Annotated in this window: 16 protein-coding genes and 1 pseudogene; 6 read left to right on the top strand and 11 right to left on the bottom strand. The window is 71.6% G+C overall.

What is annotated here, in order from left to right; translation table 11 throughout:
* The first annotated feature begins 34 nt into the window (after window positions 1–34).
* From ACFV0T_RS15135 to ACFV0T_RS15125, 3 genes are read left to right on the top strand one after another with little or no spacing between them, the layout of a single operon-like run.
* Window positions 35–1,756 (top strand): hypothetical protein, encoded by a 1,722-nt coding sequence (locus tag ACFV0T_RS15135; protein ID WP_385778497.1) that lies wholly within the window; start codon window positions 35–37, stop codon window positions 1,754–1,756.
* A gap of 1 nt (window position 1,757) precedes the next feature.
* The gene (locus tag ACFV0T_RS15130) at window positions 1,758–2,714 is read left to right on the top strand and encodes a hypothetical protein (protein WP_385778495.1); all 957 of its coding nucleotides are present in this window, start codon (window positions 1,758–1,760) and stop codon (window positions 2,712–2,714) included.
* Complete coding sequence (locus ACFV0T_RS15125; protein WP_385778493.1) at window positions 2,708–3,874, top strand: protein phosphatase 2C domain-containing protein; 1,167 nt, start codon at window positions 2,708–2,710, stop codon at window positions 3,872–3,874. Before ACFV0T_RS15130 ends, ACFV0T_RS15125 begins: the two co-directional genes overlap by 7 nt.
* A gap of 46 nt (window positions 3,875–3,920) precedes the next feature.
* Here ACFV0T_RS15125 and ACFV0T_RS15120 read toward each other — a convergent pair whose 3' ends face one another.
* The 3 genes from ACFV0T_RS15120 to ACFV0T_RS15110 form a co-directional block, all read right to left on the bottom strand.
* Window positions 3,921–4,319, bottom strand: a complete 399-nt coding sequence (locus tag ACFV0T_RS15120; RefSeq protein WP_385778491.1) for a hypothetical protein — start codon at window positions 4,317–4,319, stop codon at window positions 3,921–3,923.
* 27 nt (window positions 4,320–4,346) lie between these two features.
* A complete protein-coding gene (locus tag ACFV0T_RS15115) occupies window positions 4,347–5,264 on the bottom strand; it encodes an SGNH/GDSL hydrolase family protein (protein ID WP_385778489.1) in 918 nt (305 codons plus the stop codon).
* A 211-nt stretch (window positions 5,265–5,475) separates the two neighbouring features.
* Window positions 5,476–6,315 carry a chitosanase gene (locus ACFV0T_RS15110; RefSeq protein ID WP_385778487.1) on the bottom strand — a complete coding sequence of 280 codons (840 nt, stop codon included), beginning with the start codon at window positions 6,313–6,315 and terminating at the stop codon, window positions 5,476–5,478.
* Between the two features lie 294 nt (window positions 6,316–6,609).
* On the opposite strand from ACFV0T_RS15110, the gene ACFV0T_RS15105 reads away from it, so the two are divergent.
* Window positions 6,610–7,917: an FAD-dependent oxidoreductase gene (locus ACFV0T_RS15105; protein WP_385778486.1), complete on the top strand. Its 1,308-nt coding sequence runs from the start codon at window positions 6,610–6,612 to the stop codon at window positions 7,915–7,917.
* A 20-nt stretch (window positions 7,918–7,937) separates the two neighbouring features.
* Here ACFV0T_RS15105 and ACFV0T_RS15100 read toward each other — a convergent pair whose 3' ends face one another.
* The gene (locus tag ACFV0T_RS15100; RefSeq protein WP_385778484.1) at window positions 7,938–8,942 is read right to left on the bottom strand and encodes an MASE1 domain-containing protein; all 1,005 of its coding nucleotides are present in this window, start codon (window positions 8,940–8,942) and stop codon (window positions 7,938–7,940) included.
* Between the two features lie 59 nt (window positions 8,943–9,001).
* Complete coding sequence (locus ACFV0T_RS15095; RefSeq protein WP_385778482.1) at window positions 9,002–9,823, bottom strand: PP2C family protein-serine/threonine phosphatase; 822 nt, start codon at window positions 9,821–9,823, stop codon at window positions 9,002–9,004.
* Window positions 9,824–10,054: 231 nt separating this feature from the next.
* On the opposite strand from ACFV0T_RS15095, the pseudogene ACFV0T_RS15090 reads away from it, so the two are divergent.
* Together ACFV0T_RS15090 and ACFV0T_RS15085 are read left to right on the top strand one after the other, a co-directional pair.
* A pseudogene (locus tag ACFV0T_RS15090) lies at window positions 10,055–10,575 on the top strand (glycoside hydrolase family 11 protein); the annotation flags it as partial.
* A gap of 253 nt (window positions 10,576–10,828) precedes the next feature.
* Window positions 10,829–11,275 carry a hypothetical protein gene (locus ACFV0T_RS15085; RefSeq protein WP_385778480.1) on the top strand — a complete coding sequence of 149 codons (447 nt, stop codon included), beginning with the start codon at window positions 10,829–10,831 and terminating at the stop codon, window positions 11,273–11,275.
* 132 nt (window positions 11,276–11,407) lie between these two features.
* Here the strand turns inward: ACFV0T_RS15085 and ACFV0T_RS15080 are convergent, their stop codons facing one another.
* From ACFV0T_RS15080 to ACFV0T_RS15055, 6 genes are all read right to left on the bottom strand, one after another.
* Window positions 11,408–15,334, bottom strand: a complete 3,927-nt coding sequence (locus tag ACFV0T_RS15080) for a glycoside hydrolase family 2 TIM barrel-domain containing protein (protein WP_385778478.1) — start codon at window positions 15,332–15,334, stop codon at window positions 11,408–11,410.
* A 274-nt stretch (window positions 15,335–15,608) separates the two neighbouring features.
* On the bottom strand, window positions 15,609–15,776 hold the full coding sequence (locus ACFV0T_RS15075) for a hypothetical protein (protein WP_385778476.1): 168 nt from the start codon (window positions 15,774–15,776) through the stop codon (window positions 15,609–15,611).
* 82 nt (window positions 15,777–15,858) lie between these two features.
* A complete protein-coding gene (locus ACFV0T_RS15070) occupies window positions 15,859–17,187 on the bottom strand; it encodes an SGNH/GDSL hydrolase family protein (protein ID WP_385778474.1) in 1,329 nt (442 codons plus the stop codon).
* Complete coding sequence (locus tag ACFV0T_RS15065) at window positions 17,184–19,547, bottom strand: glycoside hydrolase N-terminal domain-containing protein (protein WP_385778472.1); 2,364 nt, start codon at window positions 19,545–19,547, stop codon at window positions 17,184–17,186. Before ACFV0T_RS15065 ends, ACFV0T_RS15070 begins: the two co-directional genes overlap by 4 nt.
* Window positions 19,548–19,603: 56 nt before the next feature.
* Window positions 19,604–21,412 carry an alpha-galactosidase D gene (locus ACFV0T_RS15060; RefSeq protein ID WP_385778470.1) on the bottom strand — a complete coding sequence of 603 codons (1,809 nt, stop codon included), beginning with the start codon at window positions 21,410–21,412 and terminating at the stop codon, window positions 19,604–19,606.
* A gap of 92 nt (window positions 21,413–21,504) precedes the next feature.
* The gene (locus ACFV0T_RS15055) at window positions 21,505–22,692 is read right to left on the bottom strand and encodes an ROK family protein (protein ID WP_385778468.1); all 1,188 of its coding nucleotides are present in this window, start codon (window positions 22,690–22,692) and stop codon (window positions 21,505–21,507) included.
* Window positions 22,693–22,924 lie beyond the last annotated feature (232 nt).

The following is a 22,924-nucleotide window of genomic DNA, read 5'->3' as shown; positions in this document are numbered from 1 at the left end:
CGAACGAGCGGGAGAGGAAAGGGAGGCGGACTCGATGCCGGAGGAGACCGCGGACGCCGTGCGGCAGGCGGCCCAGCATGTCGCCGACGCCCTGGCGGCGTTGGAGACCGAGAAGGACAGGAGAGACGCACGCAGGTGGCTGCGCGACGCGGTGAGCCGCCTGCGTGAGGTGTTCGCCGAGGCGGACCCGCCGCGGGCCGAGCACGAGGTCGGCCTGCAGAACCTCATCGCCCAACTCTCGATACTCGAACTGGCCGTGACGAGGGCTCACGGCAGACCGGCGGCCGGTCCATCCGTGAGGGCAGCCGCCGACGAGGGGACCACGGCCGTAGACCCGTCCCGGTCGTCCCGGCAGATCCCGCCGACCAAGGACTCGGAGGCAGTACCGGGTACGTCTCCCGCAACCGCGCCAGGCGCGAACACGACGCCGGGTACGCCTACCGAATCCACTCCGCCCACGGACTCGACGCCGGCTACGCCTTTGGCGACGGTTCCACCCGTCGACGCGACGCGTCCACCCGGCTCCGTGACAGCGCCCATGCCCGTCGAGACGCCCTCGCCCCCGCCTTCGCCTTCGCCTTCGGAGGTGTCGGCATCCGTCGTCGTGGGGGCGCCGCAGCGTCCGAAGGTGCCACCGAGGGTGCCGGGCCCGGGCACCGGCGCGTCCACGACCGCCGCCACCTCCGAACAGGACCGTGGGCCGACGGGGTTGCGGACCGCCGAGGACCGTGGGCTGGGTGAAGTGTGGTCCGCCGAGGACCGTCGGGAGGCCGAGTTGCGGACCGCGGTCGAGACCTGGTGGCCCAGGAAGCCCGCCCCGTCCGGGGGTGGCATCGGGTTCCGCCCGGAGATCCCGGACCTTCTGCACGAGGTGGCGAAGGAGCGGATCGCCGGGGCCGGCACCCTGGAAGGCCTCGCCCGAGGGCTGCGGCTGGACACCCTCCGGATACCGGCCGAGGCCGCCCGCTCGCCGCTGGGGGACCTGGACCGGGTGCTGGGCAGCCATGCTTCGGGAGACTCCCTGCTGCCGGGCTGGGGTGAGGTGCTGCCCGCCCTGGGGGACCGGAACTCGCCGCACGAAGCGCTCGAAGACCTCCCCTCGTTGTGGCGCGAGCTGGAGCGGGTGGCCGCGGACGGGCAGGACGCGGTGCCGGACGGCTCCGCTCCGCACACGGTCTCGCCCGAGGAGGTCGAGGCGCTGCGCTGGCTGGCCCGCCGGGCGCTGGACCTGGCGGCGGTGGTACAGGAGAGCACCCTGGTCGGGTGCAGCGGCCTCGCCTTCATCGACGCGCCCGGCGCCGACCGAGGGGTCCACCCCCTCGCCGCGAAGACCGAGTTCTGGAAGCGGCGGTTCAACAGCTGTGTCCGCAACCTGCGTCAGCATTCGTGGAACCGTGCCGAGGGATCCGAACGGGAGGCCTACCTGACGGCCCTGATCCAGTTCGACGAGGTCCTCGCCCAGATCGTGCCCGACCCCGTACCCCACGCGGACAGCTGGTGGCAGCGGCAACGCGCCGAGTCCGCCGTACGGTTGAGGACCCTCCTCAAGGCCCAAGGCGCCGACCACCGGGGCGGTTTCGTCAAGTACGAGATCAAGGAGAATTTCAAGGGCCTCGTCCAGGACGAGATCCACGTGCGCAAACGCGGTGACACCGCCGAGGTTTTGTGGTGGCTCCGGCTGCCCTACGTCGTGAACGAAGGCGACACCACGACACTGTCCGGTCGGGCCATCCTCACCCCGCGCGACAAGCGGTGACATGACCGGCCCCCGTCGCGCGCCACGCTCCCGGCCCGACCCGCCCCCGGCCTGGGCGGCCGAAGTGGCCCGCGTCCTAAGCGCGACCCCGACCGGGGAGCGGTCCGGGCTGCGAGCCACCCTCGCCCAGGACATCGGCCGCAACCGGGCCGCCGGAACGCCGGTGGACCACCGGATCGCCCTGCTGCACGCCGGGGGTCTGCCCGCGTCCTCGCGGGACGTGCTCGGTGCGCCGCTCGCCGCCGACCGCGGGCGCGCACCGGGACCTCCCGTGCGCCACGAACTGGTCGACGCCCCCGTGGGCCCGGCCGCGCCCGACCAGGAGGGACGGATCGCGGAACGTACGGTCCGCCAGGCCCACGCCGTGCTGGTGGCCGTCTCCTACCCGGTGCTGGTCGCGGCCGCGCGCGGTGTGCAGACCGGCGCCCGGCTCGGCGCGGAGCCGCGCGCCCTGCGCAGGATCCTGCCGACCGCCCTCGCCGCCGTCGGCGAGGAACGCACCGCGGTGGTGGTCCTGGGCGCGGACGCCCAGGGCGTCGGCACGCGTGCCCAGCTGCGCGACTGGTCGGCGGCGGCCGTACGGCGGGTGCTCGGTGAGCCGGGCGCCGCCCTGACCGTCGTACCCGTCATGCCCGAGCACGCCGCCGCGGCCCGCACGCCGCGCGAGCGGACCGCGGCGGGGCTGACCGAGCTGGCCGACCGGGTTCTGGGCCCGTGGACCGAGTCGGCCGCGGACGCCGTCGACCGGCTGGCCCGACACCGCTACACCTCCGCCCTGCGCTCGGCCCGTCAGGGCTTCGCCCGCATGGCCGACGCCGGACCGGCCGCCTCCCCGCCGGACCCCGACCGGCTTCTCGACCCCGCGTACACGGCCGAGTTGCACGCGCGGTTCATCGCCGCGTCGTGCCGCCCGCTCACCACCCTCGCGCTGCGAGCAGTCAAGGAGGAATCATGGTGAACGTCCTCGCCTTCGTCGTTCTGGGCCTCTCCCTGCTCGGCAACGCCCTGCTGCTCCGGCTGCTGCACCGGTGGCGTCGGCAGGTGGAGGCACTGGCGGCCCGCCCCGAGCAGGTCCGGGTGGAGGTACGGGAGGTGGTCCGGGAGGTGCCGGTGGAGGTCCCCGGCCCCGAACGGGTCGTACGCGTGCCGGGTCCCGAGCGCCTCGTCGAGGTTCCCGGGCCGGAACGGGTCGTCCAGGTTCCCGGGCCGGAACGGGTCGTGCGGGTGGACGTGCCGGGGCCCGAACGGGTCGTCCGGGTCGGGGCCGTGTCGCAGTTCGGCGCCGGTCCGTTTCCGACAGGGGTGCCCGGCGGCCTGGCGCTGGGGCGTGACAGCGTGCCGGACACCGTGGTCGACGGTGCGGACCTGGGCTCCCTGCGGGTGCGGGGCACCTCGCAGCGCGGCGGTCGCAACCGGGCCGACCAGCGGTTTCGGCGCGACGCGTTCCTGACGCGGATCCTGCCGGAGTTCCCCCGCCCCACGCTTCTGTCGGCGGTCTCGGCCGGACATCCCCTGGGCCGTTGGTCCCAGGCCGCGGCCGGCCTGCTGTGCGAGTCGCTCGCCACACAACTCGGCGCGTTCGCCAAACCGTTGGAGAGCGCCCTGGCGAGCGACGAGTCGGCCGAGGCCGTGACCGACCTCCTGCGTACCGCGATCCGTGGCACGGCCGGCAGTCTCGAACGGCTGGCCCACCGCCACCAGGCGGAAGCCGAGGACGTGTCCGCCGACGTACTGGCGGTGCTCACTCCCCTCGGCCAGACCTCGGTCCGCCGGCACCTCGTGCTCGGCACCGGCAGCGGTGTGGCCCTCCTGCTGCGCGACAGATCCTGGCATCCGGTCCTGGAACTCGGCCCGGACACCGCGTGGACCACCGCGCGGGCCCTGCCGTCCGGCTGCGAGCTGCGCCGCCAGAGCGTGGCCACCCGCCCGGGAGACACCCTGGTGCTGTGCACCGGCGCCACCGCGGAGCTGGTCCGTTCCCCGGAGGTCGCGAAGTTCCTTGCGGAGACCTGGCGGCCGGGCGCGGCCGATCTGCTCGGCTTCCTGCAACAGACCGCCTTCCGGACGACCGGCGGCGACACCGACCGGACACTGGTGTGTCTGTGGGAGGCGTTCTGACGTCAGGAGGTGCTCCTCGCCTGCCGCCTCACCTGCCGACCGGGCCTCACCTGCCGAGCGGGCCGCATCGTCCGATGAGGCGGCCCGTGCCGACGTCGCGTCGCTGTCGCTCCGTGCCGAGCGTGCGCAGCAGGACCGTGCCGCCGACCGTCACCGCAAGGGCTCCGGCCGCGACCAGCCCGCCACGGGAGCGCCAGGACAGGACCGACCAGGAGGACCGGGCGGACAACGCGGACCCCGTGCTCAGCCAGGACCCGACGGACGCGAGCGACGCGGCGGAGCCGAGGGAACCGACGGACAACACGCTGCCGACCGACCCGACGGACAGCGCGCTGCCCACCGAGCCGATGGACAGGACCGAGTTCACCGACCCGATGCAGAGCACCGAGTCCCTCGACCACAGCGAGTACCGGGAACCGCCGTCGGCGCGGGTTCGGATCGTCATGGGCCGATACTGCCAGAGCCGGTGTGATCAGCGGTGCCCGTGGCCCGACTCGAGCCGCGCGGTGACCGCGCGTGCCATGGCTTCCTCGCCCTTGGCGTTGGGGTGCGCGGGGGCCGCCGGGGACGCCGGTTGCAGTGGCTCGATCCAGCGGTCCGCCGGCGCCTTGCACATGTCGTGGCCGCGCGTGGGCCCGTACGTGTCGACGTACTCCGCGCGGTTCGTCAGGGCCACCAGGCGCAACATCAGGTTGACCCGCTTGCCGGTGTCCCGCAGATAGGGGAAGTCCTTCGCCGCGAACGGCACTGAGGGGTAGCAGCCGCTGCCGTCGTCGGGCAGCAGGTCCGGGTAGCCGACCACGAGCACCCGGGCATGCGGCGCCCTGGCGTGCACCGCGCGCAGCACCGCGGCGACCTTGGGCGCGGTGTCGAGGATGTTGAGCAGCAACTGGTCGGTGCCGGAGGAGGCGTAGTGGCGCTGGCACGGGTTGCCGGTCAGGTCCGTCGCGCTGAGCCGGGCGCAGGTGGCGATGATGGAGCCGAAGCCGACGTCGTTGCCGCCGATCTGGACCGTCACCAGGTCGGTGTCGCGCCGTACCGCGTCGAGCTGGGGGCCGTTCGTCCCCTGCGGCTTCCACATCTGCACGGTCGTCGCCCCGCCGCAGCTGACGTCCTTGAACGCGGTCGTTCTGTGCCACGCCGAGACGAGCGAGGGGTAGTTGTGGTCCGAGCGGGCGCAGTTCGCGTCCACCTGCCGGGGGATCAGCGGTCCCGAGGTGTAGGAGTCGCCGAGGGCCACGTAACGCGTACCGCGGCCGGGGTGCGCGCCGTGGGCCGTGGCCGGTGCCGCCGCGGCCAGTCCGAGGGCGCAGGCGCTGACCGCCGCTCCCACCGCCATGCCACGTCGGCGGCGCGGGACGCTCGCGGCCGGCTTGCCGTGATCCTTCATGAAGCACTCCCCCAGGATTCAGGCCGGCGTGCCACCCCGCGCCATTGCGGCGTTCGCACGTTCGACTCGGTTTTGTATACCGGTCGGTACGTTCCCGGGGCCAGAGGTCGGCACGAGTCAACTCGGGCCGGATCCGGCGGGATTGCCCGCGGTGCGGCCCGCCGGACGAAGCCGTCGGGCCGCCCGCGGCGGCGGCCGGCGTACCTGTCGGTCAGCCGATGTGGTAACTGTCGCCGTACACCTGCCAGTCCAGCGGCGGGTTCAGGTCGAGGTTGCCGTTGCGCAGGAACACGCGCTGGGCGGTGTCGACCCGGCTGGTGTCGCTGTGCGCCTCCTCCTGCCGCATGGCCCACACCCTCGCGTCGAGGAAGGCGTTCAGGTACGTCGTCTCATTGCCGCCCTGCGCCGGCGGCTTCGCCTTGTTCAGGGCGCGCTTGCGGATGTTGCGGAAGCTGGTGGGGTCGGTGCCGTCGCCGTGCATGACGATGGCGTCGTAGTAGGCGAACTGGCCCAGGACGCGCAGCCCGTCCGTCTTGCCCTGCTGCACCGCCGGGTTGAAGTACACCCGGTCGCGTTCGTCGTTCTGCGCCTGCTGGAACTGGGAGTCCTGCGCCGCCTTGCGCCAGTCCGCGGGGAAGTTGGGGTCGAGGCCGCTGTGCGAGTCGGTGCCGTTCACCGCGCGCAGCGCCGGAAGGTACCGGGCGAGGACGTTGCCGGGCTTGCGGTCGGCGTAGAGCTGCACGAGGTCGAGCATGTCGCCGGTGCCGGAGCAGAAACCGATGATGCCGGCGGTGTAGCCGCGGCCGTCGCCGATGTCCTCGATGTACTTGTACTGCGCCTTCCAGTCGAGCGAGGAGTTCTCGGCGCTCGACACCAGCTTCATGGCGATCTCCTTCTTCGCCGGGTCGTCGAGGCCTAGGGCGGCGGCCCTGGGGGTCGCCGCGGCCGACGGGGAGCCGAGCAGGGGGGCCGCCGCCAGGGCGCCGACCAGGGCGAGGACCGTGCGGCGGGAGGCGGTGAGACCCGCCGCCTCGGTGGAAATGTGCACCACGGGAGCTCCAAGTGAAGGTGGGGGGCGTGGAGTTGGTCCGTACCACTTACTGACAGGAAGGTTTACTATCAGACCTTGCGGACAGCGGTAACCCGCCTCGTGACAGGTTCGTAGGTTCGAACAAGAAACCGAATGGGTACGCGACATCCCCAAGTGGGTCGAGTCCGCACGAACCGCGCGGGACTCACTCGGCCGAAATCCGCGCCGGACGGAACTCCCTTGCACCGCTGGGGAGTTCAGCCCAGTGGCGGGCGGTCGGCGGGACGGTCCGTGGGCACGCGGAGGGAGTTCGGCATGGCACGCATACTCGTCATCGGCGGCGGGACGGCGGGCGCCGCCACGGCACTGGCCCTGCACAGGGCCGGGCACGAAGCCACCGTGTACGAGGCGCACCCGGACGCGGCCGAGGATCTCGGCGCGTTCCTCACGCTGGCGAGCAACGGCATGCGGGCCCTCGCCCAGATCGACGCCGCCGCCGCGGTCACCGCCGCCGGCTTCCCGCTCACCACGATGCGTGTCCTCGACGGTTCCGGCACCGAACTGGCGACGCGGCCGCTCGGGGAGGCCGACGACCCACTGCTCCGGTACCGGTGCCTGCGCCGCGGCGAACTCAACGCCACTCTCCAGGCGGAGGCCGTACGCCGGGGCATCGACATCCGGCACGGCGCCCGGCTCCTGTCCGTCCAGGACGGCCCGGACGCCGTCACCGCGCGCTTCGCCGACGGCAGCACCGCGAGCGGTGACCTGCTCATCGGCGCCGACGGGCTCAACTCCGCCGTGCGGCGGTCCGTGGCCCCCGCCGCTCGCCCCCGGTACGCGGGCGAGCACGTCTTCTACGGCTGCACCACCGACGCTCCCACGGCCGCGGAACGCGAGAGCGGGCGCATCACGTTCCTGCGCGGCACCGCGGCCGCCTTCGGCTACGCGGTGAGCCCCGCCGGGGAGACGTACTGGTTCTGCCGCGTCGCCGGTGAGCCGTCGGCGGGGCGGGAGCTCACGGACGGCGTCCCGGCCCTGTGGCGCGAGCTGCTCGTCCCGCTGCTGCGCGCGGACGCCGCCCGGTCGGACCGCGCACCCGCGGCCGACATCGTCGAGGCCACCGCCGACGGCGTCATGGTCACCCGGGCCACCGAGATGCCGCCCGCCACGCCATGGCACTCCGGACGGGTCCTACTCATCGGCGACGCCGCACACGCCGCCTCGCCGGCGACCGGACAGGGGGCGTCGATGGCACTGGAGGACGCCGTCGTCCTCGCGAAAGCCCTCCGGGACGCCCCGGACACCGAGCGGGCACTCACCGCCTACGAAGCGCTCCGCCGCCCACGCGTGGAGCACAACATCACCGTGAGCGGGCAGATCTCACGGCGCGACCACTCCCCCGCGGCCGCCCCACAGGGCTCACCCACCCCACAGAGCGCACCCACCCGACAGAGCGCACCCACCTCGCAGGGGGCGCTCACCCCACACCGGGCATCCGCCCCGCAGGGCGCGCCCGCCCCCCGCCCGGCCGACGACGAACTGATCCGGCAGCTGGAGTGGGACACCGACCTCTGGTCCCTGATCACCAGTGGGGAGCAGGTCCGGGCAGCCGGTCGCCGGTGATCCCGGGGGCTTCGCGCGGTTCACTCCAGGCCGTGCGGCCCGCCTCGGCTCTGCTCCGGCCGCGGCGGCCGGCCGGGCGGAGTCTCTCCCGCGGTGAGGTGTTCCAGCACCTCGGCCAGCTCCTGGCAGGCCCGTTCCACGGAACGTCTGGTGTTGTGCTGCTCGACGATCACGGCCGACAGGAGCAGGGCGGTCAGGGCCATGGACCCGTTGAAGGCCTGGAGCTTGAACATCACCTGGACATGGTTCAGCCCCGCGAACGGGCCGATCTCGTCCGTCGCCGCGATGGTCGCCATGACGGAGGCGAACAGGGCGCACAGCATGCTGCCGGCCAGCTGGAACCGCAGGGCCACCCAGATCAGCAGCGGGTAGACGAGGAACATCAGGCTGACACTGCTGAGCGTGGCGAGCGGCACGAAGACACAGGCGATGAGGGCCACCCCGAGGGCCTCCTTCCACCGCGAGAAGTGCGGGGGCCACCGCGCGCCGTGCAACACCAGCAGGAGCGGGGTGACGATCAGGACACCCATCGCGTCGCCCACCCACCAGGCCGGCCAGACCGTCCAGAAGTCGTCCGCGGCGAGCTTGCCCGTGGCGACGAGGAGACAGACACCGGTCGTCGCGCTGATCAGCATCCCCGTGAAGGCCCCCAGGAATACGAGGGCGAGTCCGTCCCGCAGTCGGCTGAGGTCGGTGCGGAATCCCACTTTGCGCAGCATGAGGTACGAGCAGATCGGGGCCGCGGTGCCACCGATCAGGTTGCCGAGCAGATCGGCCCCGAACTTGGTGATGGACATGACGATCAGCAGGGCGCCGAGGGTGATGCCGGGCCAGCAGCGCAGCCCGAAGATCAAGAGGCCGGCGAGCGCGATGCCCGTGGGCGGCCAGATGGGGGTGAACACCGCGCCTTCGACGACGAGCTGCCGCAGAAGTCCCAGCCGTCCCGCCGCGAAGTAGGCGGCGGCCACAGCCAGTGTCTGGAGGCCGACGACGACAGGTCGGCTCAGATCCTGGGTACGCACCACAACAGCCATCAGACACCGGGGCCGCCGCGTCGGCGAGGCGAGGGGCGCGAGGGCCCGCCCTACGGCCGCACGTCGGGGCCGTCGTGGCGGACCACGAGCACGGCGGCGTCGTCCTCGTGTCCCACCAGCTCGGAGACCTTGATCAGGGCCGCGGCGAGCGGCTCCGCGTCCATACCCGCCACGGCGGCGATACCGGTCAGCCGCACGACGTGACCGAGCCCCTCGTCGATGCTCATCGAGGGCCCTTCCACCACCCCGTCCGTGAGCAGGACGAAGACCCCGCCGGTGGTGAGCCTGGACCGGGTCGTCGGATACTCCGTCCCCTCCTGGATGCCGAGGGGCAGTCCTCCCTCGTCCGCGGCGATGCCGGACTTTCCGTCGGCCGTGGCCCAGACGCAGGGAACGTGCCCGGCCCGAGCGCTCTCCAGTACGCCGGTGGCCGGGTCCAGTCTCATGAACGTGCAGGTCGCGAAGAGGTCGGTGCCGAGGGAGAGGAGCAGGTCGTTCGTGCGGGCCAGGAGCTCCCCCGGCTCGCTCGTGACGGAGGCAAGGGCCCGCAGGCCGACCCTCACCTGGCCCATGAACGCGGCGGCTTCGATGTTGTGGCCCTGGACGTCGCCGATGGACAGACCGACGCCCCCGTCGGGGAGCGTGAACGCGTCGTACCAGTCGCCGCCGACGTTGAGGCCGTAGCAGGCCGGCACATAGCGGGCGGCCACCCGGAATCCGGGGGCGGAGGGCAACTCTCCCGGCAGCATGCCGCGCTGTAGAGCGATCGCCAGTTCGACCTGCGAGCGCTGAAGTTCAGCACGCTCGCGGGCCTGAGCGGTCAGTGACCCGAGTCTGGTCAGCAGCTCGCCGGTGTCGCCTGGTCGGCTCATGTGAGGCATCGATCACTCCGGGGACATATTAGCTCCAACCGTGCGAATCCCCCTCACGGAGGACTACAGGGGGGAGGTTCGAAGATTCTTCGAAACATTTCGAAGACCCGACCCAAGCATCTTGACCTTGCCTTTTCAGGCTCCCTGGATCTCCGCACGCCCGGCCGGCCACCGATATCCCTGACCTCGAAACACGCGGGCTTCATGCTCATCCTGCGATCTTCGAATGTTTCGATGGAGGGCACGCGCACCTTCGACCAGTACTGGAGCGTCCGGCAGTCGCAGCGGACCGGCTGCCCGGCGATCCGGTCGGCCGCCGCGGCCGAACCATCACCACCGGCAACCACTTCGACGCCTGGGCCCGGTCCGGCATGAACCTGGGCACGTTCAACTACATGATCCTCGCCACCGAGGGATACCAGAGCAGCGGGAACTCCAACATCACGGTGGGTGAGGCCGGTTCGGGCGGCGGCGGAGGGGGCGGTACGGGCGGTTGTGCCGCCGCCCTGTCCGCGGGCCAGCGGTGGAGCGACCGTTACAACCTCGACGTCACGGTCACCGGCTCCGGCAACTGGACTGTCACGACGAACGTACCGTCCCCGGCGAAAATCCTCTCCACCCGGAACACCAGCGCCAGTTGCCCCAGCGCCCAGGTACTGACCGCCAAACCCAACGGCAGCGGCACCTTCGGCGTCACCATCCAGGCCAACGGCAACTGGACCCGGCCCACGGTCTCCTGCGGCACGACCTGACCGGAGAACACCACCGCGAAAGCACCGCACCCGTGGCGCGCCGGTCCATGTGCGCCGCGCCACCCCCCGGCGAGGCGCACACCGAGGACGGGTTCGACATCACGGAACCGTGCGGCACGCGGTGCCGTCCAAGTGGTGCATCCTCCGAGACGGTCGTAGCGTCGGTAGTCGTAGCGTCGACAGAAGAGGCCGACGGGGTGCGGCTCGGACAGGCGGCGGGGAGTTGGACATGCGGAGACACACATTGAGAGCAGTGATCACCCTCTGTGCGGCTGCGTCACTCGCCACAGCCCTGGGACCGGCCTCCGCCTCCCCCGCTGCGGCACCGCCGGGCGCACACAGCCAGGTGACCCAGCAGGCCGGCGACACCGTGCTCGTCGATTGTTCCTGGAAGGCACAGGTCCGCCCCAGCGACTTCATCCTCGCCTGCGGTGACGGCAACAGCCGCCTCACCTCGATGCACTGGACCCACTGGGACTCGGGCTCCGCGGTGGGCACGGGCTACAACGCGGTGAACGACTGCAAGCCGTACTGCGCCGCGGGCAAGTTCCACTCGTACCCGGTCATCGTGGTGCTGGAGCGCGCGAAGTCCTGGAAGAGGAGCCCGGCGACTCAGCAGTACGCCCAGATGAGCCTCGTGTACCCCGAATCCAGGCCGGAAGGGTACGAGCGCGTGGTCACCTACCCGATGTGGAATTAGCGCACGGCGGCCGCCGTGAGGTCGCGGCCGGCCCCGGCACACCCCGTCGACGACGTGCCGGTGTGCCGGAGCCCCTCGGCGGCAGACGGGCTCATCGGCCGGCGACGCAGGCGGCCCGCTCAGCGCGGGCGATCATTGCGACTCTCCCGCCGTGGGCCGGCGCGAGAGGGCCGTCGCCCGGCGGATGTCGGTCAGCGGGCGCAACCGGTAGGTGTACGCGTAGTCGCGGCTCGCGAGGAGCTTGTACTCGTCGTGGGTGTGCGCACCCCAGCTGTTGTCGCCGCCGACGCCCATCTGCCGGTGGCCGAGCCGCAGGACGACCTCCGCGCGCGGGGTGAGCTGGTAGTCGTGGCGAGCCCCGACCGACAGGTCCTCGGGCGTGAAGTGCGAGGCGTTCACTTCCAGCAGCGGTTCGCCGGAGACGAGCAGGCCGGTCCCGTCGGCACCGGTGAGGGCGACCCAGCGGACGTCGGTCTTGTTGCCGTTCTCCTGCGGGCGCAGATAGGAGGTCCACTGCCCGCTGACGGTGCCGGAGTACCGGCCCACGTCGGTGGCGTCGTTGCGGTCCCAGTGATTCTCCTCGGGACCGCGGCCGTAGTAGTGCAGCCGCTCCAGGCGGGCGGGCAGGAGCAGCAGGCTGCCGACCTCCGGGATGTACGGCAGTGAAGCCGCGCCCGGGTGCAGGGTGTTGTCGACCTTGATCTCGCCACTGCCGAAGACGGTGTACGTCGTCGTGTACGTCGACTCCGTCGTCGTGGGCAGCGTCCCGGCGACCTGGATCTCGACGGCGCGGTCGCGCAGCGCCCGCACGCTCACGCCGGTGACCGTGCGCAGGGCGCCGGCGTCGCGCCAGGTCTCGTTGCGGGTGTGCTGGCCGTTGCCGCGGTCGTTGTCGGTGGGAGCCCGCCAGAAGTTCGGGACCGGCCCGGAGGCGATCAGCTGGGCGCCTGCCGCCCGGTACGAGGTGATGACGCCCGTCGTCTTGTCGACGGTGACCGAGAAGCCCTTGCCCGTGACGGTGACCGACGCCTCGCCGTCCTCGTGGCGGAGCGCCGGGACGTCGTCCAGCGGCACGGGCTGGACGGCGGGGCTGCCCGCGGCGACGGCGAGTTGCTGCTTGGCCACCTCGAAACCGGCCTCCGCCCATTTCGTGGCCTGCCGGGTGGTGAAGGACAGACGCAGGAAGTACTCCGCGCCCGGCGCCGGATCGCCCGGCACCGTGAAGGGGACGGTGATGTCCTTGCCGGTCAGCGGCGCCACGTCCAACTGGTCACGGCTCAGCTTTCCGCGTTGCACCACCTCTCCGTCGGCGTGGAGTTCCCACCGTCCGTCGAATTCACGGAGGTTGGTGAAGAGGTACTCGTTGGTGAGCGTGACGGCCGCTCCCTGGGCGAGCCGGCCACCGGCGGCCGGTGCGGCGTTGACGGCCTGGTAGATCTGCTTGACCTCGGCCGACTTGCCGGTGGTCCCGCGATCGGCGGTGATGATGCCGTCCCCGGAGAAGGCGCCGTCGTTGGGGTTGTCGCCCCAGTCGCCGCCGTAGGCGTAGAACGTCTTCTCGCGGGGCCGTCGCGTGGTGTGGGCGACGGTGGCGGCGTCGAACCAGAACCGTACTCCCTCGTCGCCCGGGCTCCGGTCGTCGGAGGCCAGCTCGGCGGCGCTCAGGGCCCTGGCGTGGACACGGGCCTGCCGGATGGTGCCGCTGAACTCGCGGGTGGGGTTGTCGACGTCGGTGGCCAGCGACAGGGACGCGGTGTTGCTGCTGGGTCCCTTGACGGTGGTCGTGCGGGTGGCCCGCACCGCGCCGTCGACATGGAGGGTCAGGGTGCCCGCCTGCGCGTCGAAGACGCCCGCGACGTGGTGTTCGCCGCCGGTCCAGTCGTCCGGCAGCGCCCAGCTCGCGGTGATCCGCCGGCCGCCGGAGTAGATGAAGAACTCCAGGTTCCGGTCCGACTGCTTCAGGGCGTACTGGGTGTCGCCCTTGGCGATGATCGGCTGACGGTAGCCGGTGAAGTGCGGGGTGACCCAGGCCTCCAGGGTGAGGGAGCCGGTGAGGTCCAGGCGCGCGTCGCGGGCGAAGACGGTGCCGCCGCTGACGCCCTTGTCGCGGGTGAAGGTGCCGCTGGGGGCGATGATCTCGCCGTGCAGCGCGGCGGGGCCCGCCTCGGTGAACAGCTGGTGCGTCGGGGTGGGCCAGTTGAGGGCCTGGTCGACGAAGTCCCAGATCCAGCCGCCCTGGAGCACGTCGTGGCGGCGGACGAGGTCCCAGTACTTCTTGAAGTTGCCGCTGGAGTTCCCCATCGCGTGGGAGTACTCGATCATCACGTACGGCCGGGTGTCCGCCGTGTCGTTCGCCCGTGCCTCGACACGGGCGGGCGTGTCGTACATCTCGGAGCGGATGTCGCTGATCCCCGGGCTGTCGTCGCCCTCGTACTGGATCACCCGGGTGGTGTCGTAGGAGCGGATCCAGTCGTGCATGGCGGTGAACGTGCTGCCGCTGCCCGCCTCGTTGCCGAGCGACCAGATGACGACCGAGGCGTGGTTCTTGTCGCGGTGGACCATGTTCTGGGCGCGGGCGACGCAGGCCGCGGTCCAGTCGGGGTGGTCGCCGGGGAACTCGCCGCGGATGCCGTGGGTCTCTAGGTTGGTCTCGCCCACGAGGTAGAGGCCGTACTCGTCGGCGAGCTCCAGCCACTGCGGGTTGTTGGGGTAGTGCGAGGTGCGGACGCTGTTGATGTTCAGCCGCTTGATGATCCCGATGTCCTCGACCAGGTCCGCGCGGGTCAGGGCCGAGCCGCGGAGCGGGTGCATCTCGTGGCGGTTGGTGCCCCTGAAGGAGACGGGCTTGCCGTTGATGCGCATCAGCCCGTCCTTGAGCGCGAACTCGCGCAGGCCGACCCGGTGCGAGAGGGTCTCGATCACCTTGCCCGCCGGGTCGCGCAGCCGGAGCACGGCGGTGTAGAGGTCGGGGTGTTCTGCCGACCACAGGCGCGGTGCCGGCACGGCCTTCGCCGCCTGTACGGTCCTCTCCTCGCCGGAGCCGAGGGCGACGGCCTGGAGCAGCGGCCTGGACCACACGGGGTGCCCGCCCGCGTCGTACAGCTGGGTCTCCACGGAGTAGCGGCCGCCGCCCGTCCCGCCGTAGTCCCGCACGCTCGCGGTGACCGACAGCTCGGCCGCCCGGTAGTCGTCGCTCAGCGGGGTGTCCAGCCTGAAGTCGCGCAGGTGCACGGCGGGCGTGGAGTACAGGTATACCGAGCGGAAGATGCCGCTCAGCCGGATCATGTCCTGGTCCTCCAGCCAGTCCCCGTCGGAGTAGCGGTAGACCTCCACCGCGATCCGGTTGGTGCCCGGCCGCAGGTGCGGGGTGATGTCGTACTCGGCGGGGTCGTAGGAGTCCTCGTGGTAGCCGACCAACTCGCCGTTGATCCAGACGTAGTGGGCGGACTTGACCCCCTCGAAGTGCAGGAACGTCCGCCGTCCCGCCCAGCCGCGCGGGACGGTGAAGGTGCGGCGGTACTGGCCCACGGGGTTGAAGCGGGTGGGGGCGGCGGGCGGCCGCGCCTCCTCGCCCAGGCCGTTGGGTCCCCACCACGGGTAGGTGAAGTTGATGTAGACGGGCCGGTCGTAGCCGTGCAGCTGCCAGGCGGAGGGCACCGGGATGCTGTCCCAGCCGCTGTCGTCGAGGTCGGTGCGGTGGAAGTCGGCGTCCCGGTCGTCGGGCCGGTCCGCGTGGGCGAACTTCCACGTGCCGTCGAGGCTCAGCCGGTACGGGGAGCGGGTGCGGTCGGCGGCCAGAGCCTGGGCCTGGTCCGCGTACGGCATGAGGGTGGTGTGCGGGGGCTCGGTACCGAGGCGGAAGACGCCGATGTGTCCGTTCCACTCGGGGGTGCCGTCCGCCGCCGCGCGCAGACCGGCCGCGTGTCCCGCGGCGGACGGGCCGCAGAGGGCGAACGCGCCGAACACGGCCGCTCCGCCCTCCAGGAGGCGACGGCGGCTGACGGCCGTACGCGGCGGGCGGTCCGGGTGGTCCGTGGGCGACACGTGCGGGTGTGCCATGAGCGTGACCCTCCTGGGGACGGACAGTGCGCTGCTGCGCGGGCCGAGGGTGCGTCAACTCCTGTCCGATGCTGTTGGTAATCCGAACATCGCACTCTCGGGGAGATGGCGCGCCGATGCCGGGACGAGCAGCCCAGGGGGACGGGAGTTGACGTCGAGACAGATCTCAACCGCTGGTGGCACAGGTAGCCGCCAAACCAGGCTCACCCTAGAACCCGAACACAACCGAAGCAACGATCCTGTCGGTCCTTGTGTGTTCCTGAGGGTCCCGCGATCAGTGGGCGGTCGCCCCGGGCCGGGATCGCCGCGCGTTGTTGTAGATGCGCAGGAGGTGCTTGGAGACGGCACACGGCGTGGCGTCGACACGGCACTGTCGGCAGGTCCCGATGTGCTGCTCGTAGTTGACACGCGCTTCGTGCAGGGCGTCGCTCTGTGTAGTCATACAGCTCTCCGAGTGGGGGCGGCGCCCCCCTCACGGGGCGCCGATCTACTGGATGGCACATCCAAGCGACAAGATGATCATGTTACTGGGAGTAGTGGGAAATGTGGGTCCGACCACATTCCAGCCGAGTGAGGTCGACCGCGTCGGCGAGGGCCTGCATGCCCTTGTCGTTGGGGTGCAGATGATCGCCGTTGTCGAAGAACGGAAGGATGCGCTCACGGTCGTAGGGGCTGCGCAGAATGTGGTCGAAGTCGGTGACGCCGTCGAACGCGCCGCCGTCCCTGACGAACGCGTTGACCTCCTGGCGTACGGCTTCGGCGGCCGGGTCCCACTCGGACCAGCCCTTGAACGGGCCCACGGTGGCGCCCACGACACACTTCCCGGCCGCGTGCGCCCGGTCGATGACCTGCCGGTATCCGGCGATCAGGTCGGCGGACGTGACGCCCCTATGCGCCTTGAGGTCGTTGACGCCCTCGAAGAGGAAGACGGTGCGGACCCCCGGCTGGGACAGCACGTCGCGCTGAAGCCGGCTGAGCGCGCTCTGTCCGGCACCGTCGGCCAGCACCTTGTTGCCGGAGATGCCCTCGTTGGCCACGCCCTGGACCGAGCTGTCCGCCTGCCGCAGCCGACGGGCGAGGTAGTCGGGCCAGCGGCGGTTCAGATCGGTGCTGGACTGCCAGCCGTCCGTGATGGAGTCGCCGAGCGCGACGACCGCACCGGTGGCGGTGTCCGTCCGGACCGAGACGGCGTCCAGGTAGAACCAGGAGCCCACGGCGTCGGTCCAGTGGGCGGCGCCCGCCTCGGCCGTGTGGTCGCCCTGGGAGAGGTACGACGTCTGCATGGCCATGCCGTGCCCGGTCGCGGGACCCGCCGCGTCCGGGCTGTGCAGGCTGATCGCCAGGTTGGTCGCGGCGGGCACTCGGCCGGACAGGGGGTCGCTCAAGGCGGTGGCACCCGCGGGCACGGTCACCGACCCCTCGCCGCCGAACGTGAGCCGCCGGTTGCTGCCGGCGACCAGTTCGGCGCCCGCCTTCTGGAAGCCCGCGTACACGCTGTCGAACGTGACGGGCCGGTCGCCGAAGGCGTTGGACAGCCGGACGCGCAGGCCGTCACCGCCGACGCTGGTGTGCACCACCAGCCGGTAGCCCCGGCCGGCGACACCCTCGCCCATGCGGTCGGCGGCGGCACCCCAGGTGATCACGTCGTGCCGGTTCTGCGCGGAACGGACCGCGGCGGGTGGGACGGACGAGGCGGGCGCGACGGTGGGCTCCGCCGCGCCCCGGGCTGCGGGCGCGGCGGCGGGCAGGGCGGCCGGTGCGGCCGCGGGCATGACCGCCGGTGCGGCCGCCGGTGTCGTGGCGACGAACACCGCGGCCAGCAGGCCGCAGAGCCACGGGAGTCGGGCCGTCATCGGGTGAAGCCCTTCAGCGTGACGGACTCGCCGGGCCCCAGAGCGACCGTGCGCGAGACGCCGCCGTGTGCCACTGTCGTCGTCCGGCCGCCGACGCTGCGTATCCGTACCGTCGTCGGGGTCCCGTCCCGCCAGTGTAGGTCGACGACGAAGCCGCCGCGCGCGGCGATTCCGGTGAGGGAGCCCCGCGCCGCCCAGGCGTCGGGCAGGGCCGGGAGCAGTTCCAGGTGCCCGGGGCGGGAGTACAGGAGCATCTCGCTCACGGCGGCGGGCGTGCCGAAGTTGGCGTCGATCTGGAAGATGCCCCGGCCGCGTTCCACTTCGTAGATGTCGAAGAGGTTGAAGGCGGTGCCGTTGCTGCCGTCCGTCGACGGGCGGAGGTTGTTGACGATCAGCTGGTAGGCCTTCTCCGCGTTCTTCAGCCGGGCCCAGCACAGGGCGCGCCAGGCGTTCGCCCAGCCGAAGCTCTCCGAGCCGCGCGCGGTGAGCAGGGCGGTGGCACCCTCGACGATGTCCTTCGGGGTGGAGCCGTCGGGGCGGATGCGGTCGCCGGGGAAGAGACCGACCAGCGGGGACAGGTGACGGTGGGTGGTCTCGCCGAGGTTGTCCGGCGACATCCACTCCTCCAGCCAGCCGGTCTTCGCACTCACCTGGGGCAGGTACAGCTTCCTGCGCAGCGCGGCGACGGTGTCGGCGTAGCCGGTGTCCTTCTTCAGCTCGGCGGCGGCGGTGAGGTAGTTGCCGAACAGCGCCCACACCAGTTCCTGCGCGTAGGTGATGCCCTTGGCGTCGAGCGGGCCGTGTTCGGGCGACCAGTCGCTGTCGGCGATGAGCACCTCCTTCGAGGTGCCGGGGAGGGTCGTGGTGAGCAGCCGCGCCTCCCAGAACTCGCAGGCGCCCTTGAGCAGGGGGTAGATGTTCGCCAGGTGGGTGCGGGAGTGGGTGTACTCGTAGTGCTCGAAGAGGGTGTTGCACAGCCAGGCGTTGCCCGCCGGGTGCCACCACCAGCCGCCTCCGCCGTACGGGTTGGTGGAGATGGCGACGGTCCAGCCGGCGTTCTTGCCCGTGGAGTTGCGGTAGCGGTTGCGGGAGTCGTTGAACAGCCGGTGGGTGAGGTCCGTCCACGACGGGAGCTGGGCGAGGCAGTAGTCGGTGAGGGCGTCGAAGCACTGCGACAGACCGGCCCGGTCGGCCATCCAGTAGTTCATCTGGATGTTGATGTCGGTGTGGTAGTCGCCCATCCAGTCCGGGTCGTTGCCGTCGAGCCACAGACCTTGCAGGCCCGCCGGAAGGCTGCCGCGGGAACCGGAGATCATCAGGTAGCGGCCGAACTGGACGTAGGCGGCCTCGAGTTCGGGGTCGGGTTCGCCGCTCTGGTGCCGGTTGTTGACGCGCTCCCAGGTGTCCAGCGCGCGTTGCTGCTCGGTCGAGGCGCCCAGGTCGATGTCGAGCCGGCCGTACAGGGTCCGGTAGTCGGCGACGTGCGTGTGCCGCAGCGTGTCCGCCGGGTGGGCGGCGGCTTCGCGGACCTTCGTCCGGGCGAGCTTCGCGGGGTCGAGGGACGGGTCGCGGTATCCGGCTCCGGCGTCGGGGGCGTAGTTGGTGCCGCCGCTGACCACGACGGTGAGGTCCTTGCAGCCGGAGAAGTCGATTCGGGTGCCGCGCACGCTCACCCGGCCACCGCTGCCGTGCGCGGTGACGGCCGCCCCGTAGCGCAGCCCGTTGGCGAAGGAGGCGCCGAACGACACCGCCGCGTCCTCGCCGTGGGTGCCCTCCAGGGTGACCGTGCCGGTGTAGCGCCCTCCCCCGCTCTGCGTGAAGTGCAGGACGATCACGTCGTCGGGGCGGCTGGCGAAGATCTCCCGCCGGTACGTCACCCCCGAGCGGACGTACGAGGTGGTGATCAGGCCCTGGGCGAGGTCGAGGGTGCGGCGGTATCCGGAGACGGTGCCCAGGTCGTGGTCCGGGATGTCGACCGCGAGGCGGGCCAGGAGGGTGAGCGAGCCGAAGTCCTCGCGGCCGTAGGGGAACTGGCCGTCGGCGTCCAGCGTGTCGTTGAGGCCACCGGTCCACATCGTGGCGTCGGTGACCAGGAGCAGTTCGCGGCCGGGGTCGTTGCTCGCGAGGGCGCCGAGGCGGCCGTTTCCGACGGGCAGGCCCTGTTCGATCATCGAGTGCTCGCCGGCCGGGGCCTGCCACCACAGCGTGTGGCGGGCGTCACCGGTCACCGAGGGAGCCTCGGCGGGGCGTGCCGGTGCGGCGGTGGCGGTGAAGGCGGGCAGGCCGCCGAGGGCTCCGGCGATCCCCGCGGTGGCGGCCAGGGAGAGCAGGGTTCTTCTGGTGGGTTCAGGCGTGTGCATGACAGCTCCTGGGCGCGGGAGGGGGCCCGGCCGGGTCGGCCGGGCCCCGGGGAGGATCAGGACGACTTGGGTACGTCGATCCGGTCGACGTCCGGTGCGTAGTCGGTGCCGCTGTCGAAGGTGATCGTGTTGGCGCCCGCCTTCAGCGTCACGGGAACGCTGACGGTCTCGACGGTGCCCCAGTCTCCGGTGGCGGGGAACTTGTGGCGGACCGCACCGCCGCCGTTCGCGGAGACGGCGGCCGACCGGCTGTCACCGCTGATGTAGGCGATCTTCACCTGGTAGGTGCCGGCCTTGGCGACGACCACGTCGTTGAAGGTCAGCTTGCCACCCTGGTAGAGGTTGCCGGCCTTGTGGCCGCCGGAGCAGGCGGAGCAGTCGGCGACGGAGGCGTTGCCGGCGAGCGTGTTCGCGGGCGACTCCGCCTCGTAGCCGGTCCAGGCGAGTGCGCCGCCGCGCGGGGTGAGGGTGAACAGGCGGGAGCCGTGGGCGGGCAGAGCCTGGGTGATCTTGCTCTGGTACGTGCCGAGGTTCTCGTGGTTCCACAGGTCCCGTACGGCCGCCTTGCCGGTGAAGCCGAGGGCGGCCCAGTCGGCGGTGACGGCGGCCGGCGCGTCGGCGAGGTTGAACAGGGCGACGGTGTAGGTGCCGTCGGGGTTCTTCGCCGCCCACACCTGCTGCGGGTCGGACGGGGTGACCGGGCGGGCCGGCGGGGTGTCGCCCTGGTCGACGGCGATGACCTCGCGGTTGGTCAGCAGGGACAGGCCGTAGGAGTCCAGCTTGGTGAGGTCGTCACCGGTGTAGAGGGGGGACTTGGCTATGGCCCAGAGCGTGGCGTAGGTCTGGCGCTCCGCCTTGGTGAGACCGTCCATGGCGCCGCTGCCGACGTCGAGGGAGTCGAGGTCGTTCCAGCCGCCGGGGCCGGCGTGGCGGGTCCAGGCGGGGGTGTCGTCGAAGCGGTCGTCGACGGAGTTCTCCCAGCTCACCAGAGTGTTGCAGTAGCACTCGACGTCGGTGTCGACGCGCCAGCCGTTGGAGTACTTCTTCCAGTCGGCGGCGTGTCCGATGTCGAGGGACCAGGAGACCTCGAGGTGGATCGGACGGCCGGTGGCGGCGATGGCCTGCTGCCAGGCGGCCACGTCGGCAACGTTGTCGTACTGGTCGCCGCCCTTGCCGGAACCGGGACCCACGCCGTCGAGTTTGAGGAAGTCGTAGCCCCAGTCGGCGAGCAGCCGTGCCTGGGAGTCGACGTACTTCTGGGTGCAGGGGCGGGAGAAGTCCAGCTTGTAGGCGCTGTCCCAGCCGTTGGTGGTACGCAGGTCACCGTAGACGATGTCGGCGGTGGCGCAGCCGTCGGCGTTCCAGATCGGCGACTTCCCGTCGTTGTACGCCTCCTTCTCCAGGCCGACCGGCAGGTAGATGCCGGCCTTCAGGCCCTTGGCGTGGATGTCGGCCGCGACGGCCTTCATGCCACGCGGGAAACGCACCGGGTCGGCCTGCTGACGCGCGTACTGGTCGAACTCCGGCTTCCACGTCATGTCGCGCCACCAGCCGGCGTCGATGTTGACGTACTCGTAGCCGTACTTCTTCAGCTTGGCGGCCAGGGCGGCGGTCTGCTTGAGGACGTTCGCCTCGGTCAGGTAGCTGTAGTCGCCGTCCGGGTTGAGGCCCGGGTACTTGGACGACTGCATGCTCCAACTCGACCATCCCATGTAGGGCTTGGCGGCGAGGGCAGGAGCGGTGACGGTGGCGGTGGTGTCCGCCTGCGCGGCGGGGACGGTCGCCGCGAAGCCCAGGGTGAGGGCGAGGACGACCGCGGCTCTCAGGCCGCGGGCGGGCAGGGGGGAGTACGAGGGTGACCGCATTGGGGCGTGCCTCCGTGGCATCAGGTCTTGGGCGGCTCAGCGAACTCGTCCCGGACGTGCGGGACGTGGTGATCGTGCTCCTTTCCGGCGGTTCATCGGCGCTCCTGGCGCGGGTCGGGTCCGATGAAGGACTGGATCGCGGTGGCCGCGGCACCGCGGGCCCACTCCTCGAAGGGCAGTGGGCGGGTCTGTACGTCGCACCGGGCGGCGGAGCCGAAGGCGGCCGCGGCGAACGTGTCGCGGATCTGGCCGGCGAACAGGTCGTAGGCGGCCAGTCCCTCGCCGGAGATGATCACGCGTTCGGGTCCGAGCAGGTTGACGACGGTGGCGATACCGCGGCCGATCGCCTCTCCCGCCCGGGCGTACACCTCGCGCGCCCCCGGGTCACCGGCGTGCGCGAGGGCCACCGCCTCGGCGGTGTCGGCGACCTGGACGCCCGTCACCTCCCGGACGCGGGCGACGATCGCGGAGTCGGCGGCGATCGCCTCCACACAGCCGCGGTTGCCGCAGTGGCAGCGTGGGCCGGCCGGGTCGACGGTCACATGGCCGATCTCGCCCGCGACGCCCTGGGCCCCGGCGACCACCCGGCCGTGCACCACGAGGCCGCAGCCGATGCCGGCGCCCACCGTGACCAGCGCGAAGTCCGTCAGGCCCGCGCCGGCGCCGAACCACTGCTCGGCGACGGTCAGGGCGCGGACGTCGTTGTCCAGGGTGACCGGCAGCCCGGTGGCCACGGCTGCCAGGTCGGCGAAGGGGACGTCGCGCCACTCCAGGAAGGGCGAGTAGCGCACGGTGCCGGCGGCGCGGTCGACGTCCCCCGAGACGGCCAGTCCGAGGCCCAGCACGCGGACGCCGAACCCGTCGGCCTCGACGAGCAGTTCCCGCACCAGTTCGGCGAGCGCGGCGAGCACCTCGCGCGGGCCACGGGAGTCGAGCGGCACGCGGCGGGCGACCCGGATACGGCAGCACAGGTCCGTGAGCACACCGATGATCTCCTCGCCGGTCACCTTGACCCCGACGAACAGCGCGCGCCCGCCGTCGACCCGCAGCAGGTTGGCGGGCCTGCCGAGCGCCCGGCGCGTCTCCTCGTCGGCGTTCTCCACGAGGTAGCCCGCCTCCAGCAGCGGACGGACCGCCTTGGTGACCGCGGCCGCGGACAGCTCGGCCCGACGGGCGGCCTCCAGCCGGGTCAGCGGGCCGTGGGACAGCACCGTGGTGAAGATCTGCGCGGCGGCCGGCGTGTGGGCCGGGAACGCCTCGGCAGGCGAGGGCGAGGACATGGCCCGGAACCTAGGCCTCTTATTTTCCGCTGTCAATGAAAGAAACAGGATTCACCCAAAGATTGGAGAATGGGGTCCTGCGCATGGAAAATGCCTGGCGAGAGTAAGGTTTTGCTTAGCGTTCGAAGGAACCATTCGTGACGAAAGGGAGTCGCGAGGTCGGCGTCCGGGACGCCTCCCCCACCTCTCTCGCACGCGAGAGCCAGGTCACATTCCGATCGAGGGCAAGGTC

Origin of the sequence: Streptomyces sp. NPDC059582 (assembly GCF_042735715.1) — a bacterium.
Taxonomy (GTDB): domain Bacteria; phylum Actinomycetota; class Actinomycetes; order Streptomycetales; family Streptomycetaceae; genus Streptomyces.
Note: the sequence above shows the minus strand (reverse complement) of the source record. Positions and strands in the feature narration are given on the sequence as shown.

Bases quoted from the DNA above. Each gene is read 5' to 3' on its own strand.
- ACFV0T_RS15060 (WP_385778470.1), bottom strand. From the start codon at position 21,412: ATGCGGTCACCCTCGTACTCCCCCCTGCCCGCCCGCGGCCTGAGAGCC.
- ACFV0T_RS15065 (WP_385778472.1), bottom strand. From the start codon at position 19,547: ATGCACACGCCTGAACCCACCAGAAGAACCCTGCTCTCCCTGGCCGCC.
- ACFV0T_RS15070 (WP_385778474.1), bottom strand. From the start codon at position 17,187: ATGACGGCCCGACTCCCGTGGCTCTGCGGCCTGCTGGCCGCGGTGTTC.
- ACFV0T_RS15125 (WP_385778493.1), top strand. From the start codon at position 2,708: ATGGTGAACGTCCTCGCCTTCGTCGTTCTGGGCCTCTCCCTGCTCGGC.
- ACFV0T_RS15105 (WP_385778486.1), top strand. From the start codon at position 6,610: ATGGCACGCATACTCGTCATCGGCGGCGGGACGGCGGGCGCCGCCACG.
- ACFV0T_RS15115 (WP_385778489.1), bottom strand. From the start codon at position 5,264: ATGAAGGATCACGGCAAGCCGGCCGCGAGCGTCCCGCGCCGCCGACGT.
- ACFV0T_RS15130 (WP_385778495.1), top strand. From the start codon at position 1,758: ATGACCGGCCCCCGTCGCGCGCCACGCTCCCGGCCCGACCCGCCCCCG.
- ACFV0T_RS15120 (WP_385778491.1), bottom strand. From the start codon at position 4,319: ATGACGATCCGAACCCGCGCCGACGGCGGTTCCCGGTACTCGCTGTGG.
- ACFV0T_RS15135 (WP_385778497.1), top strand. From the start codon at position 35: ATGCCGGAGGAGACCGCGGACGCCGTGCGGCAGGCGGCCCAGCATGTC.
- ACFV0T_RS15080 (WP_385778478.1), bottom strand. From the start codon at position 15,334: ATGGCACACCCGCACGTGTCGCCCACGGACCACCCGGACCGCCCGCCG.
- ACFV0T_RS15095 (WP_385778482.1), bottom strand. From the start codon at position 9,823: ATGAGCCGACCAGGCGACACCGGCGAGCTGCTGACCAGACTCGGGTCA.
- ACFV0T_RS15055 (WP_385778468.1), bottom strand. From the start codon at position 22,692: ATGTCCTCGCCCTCGCCTGCCGAGGCGTTCCCGGCCCACACGCCGGCC.
- ACFV0T_RS15075 (WP_385778476.1), bottom strand. From the start codon at position 15,776: ATGACTACACAGAGCGACGCCCTGCACGAAGCGCGTGTCAACTACGAG.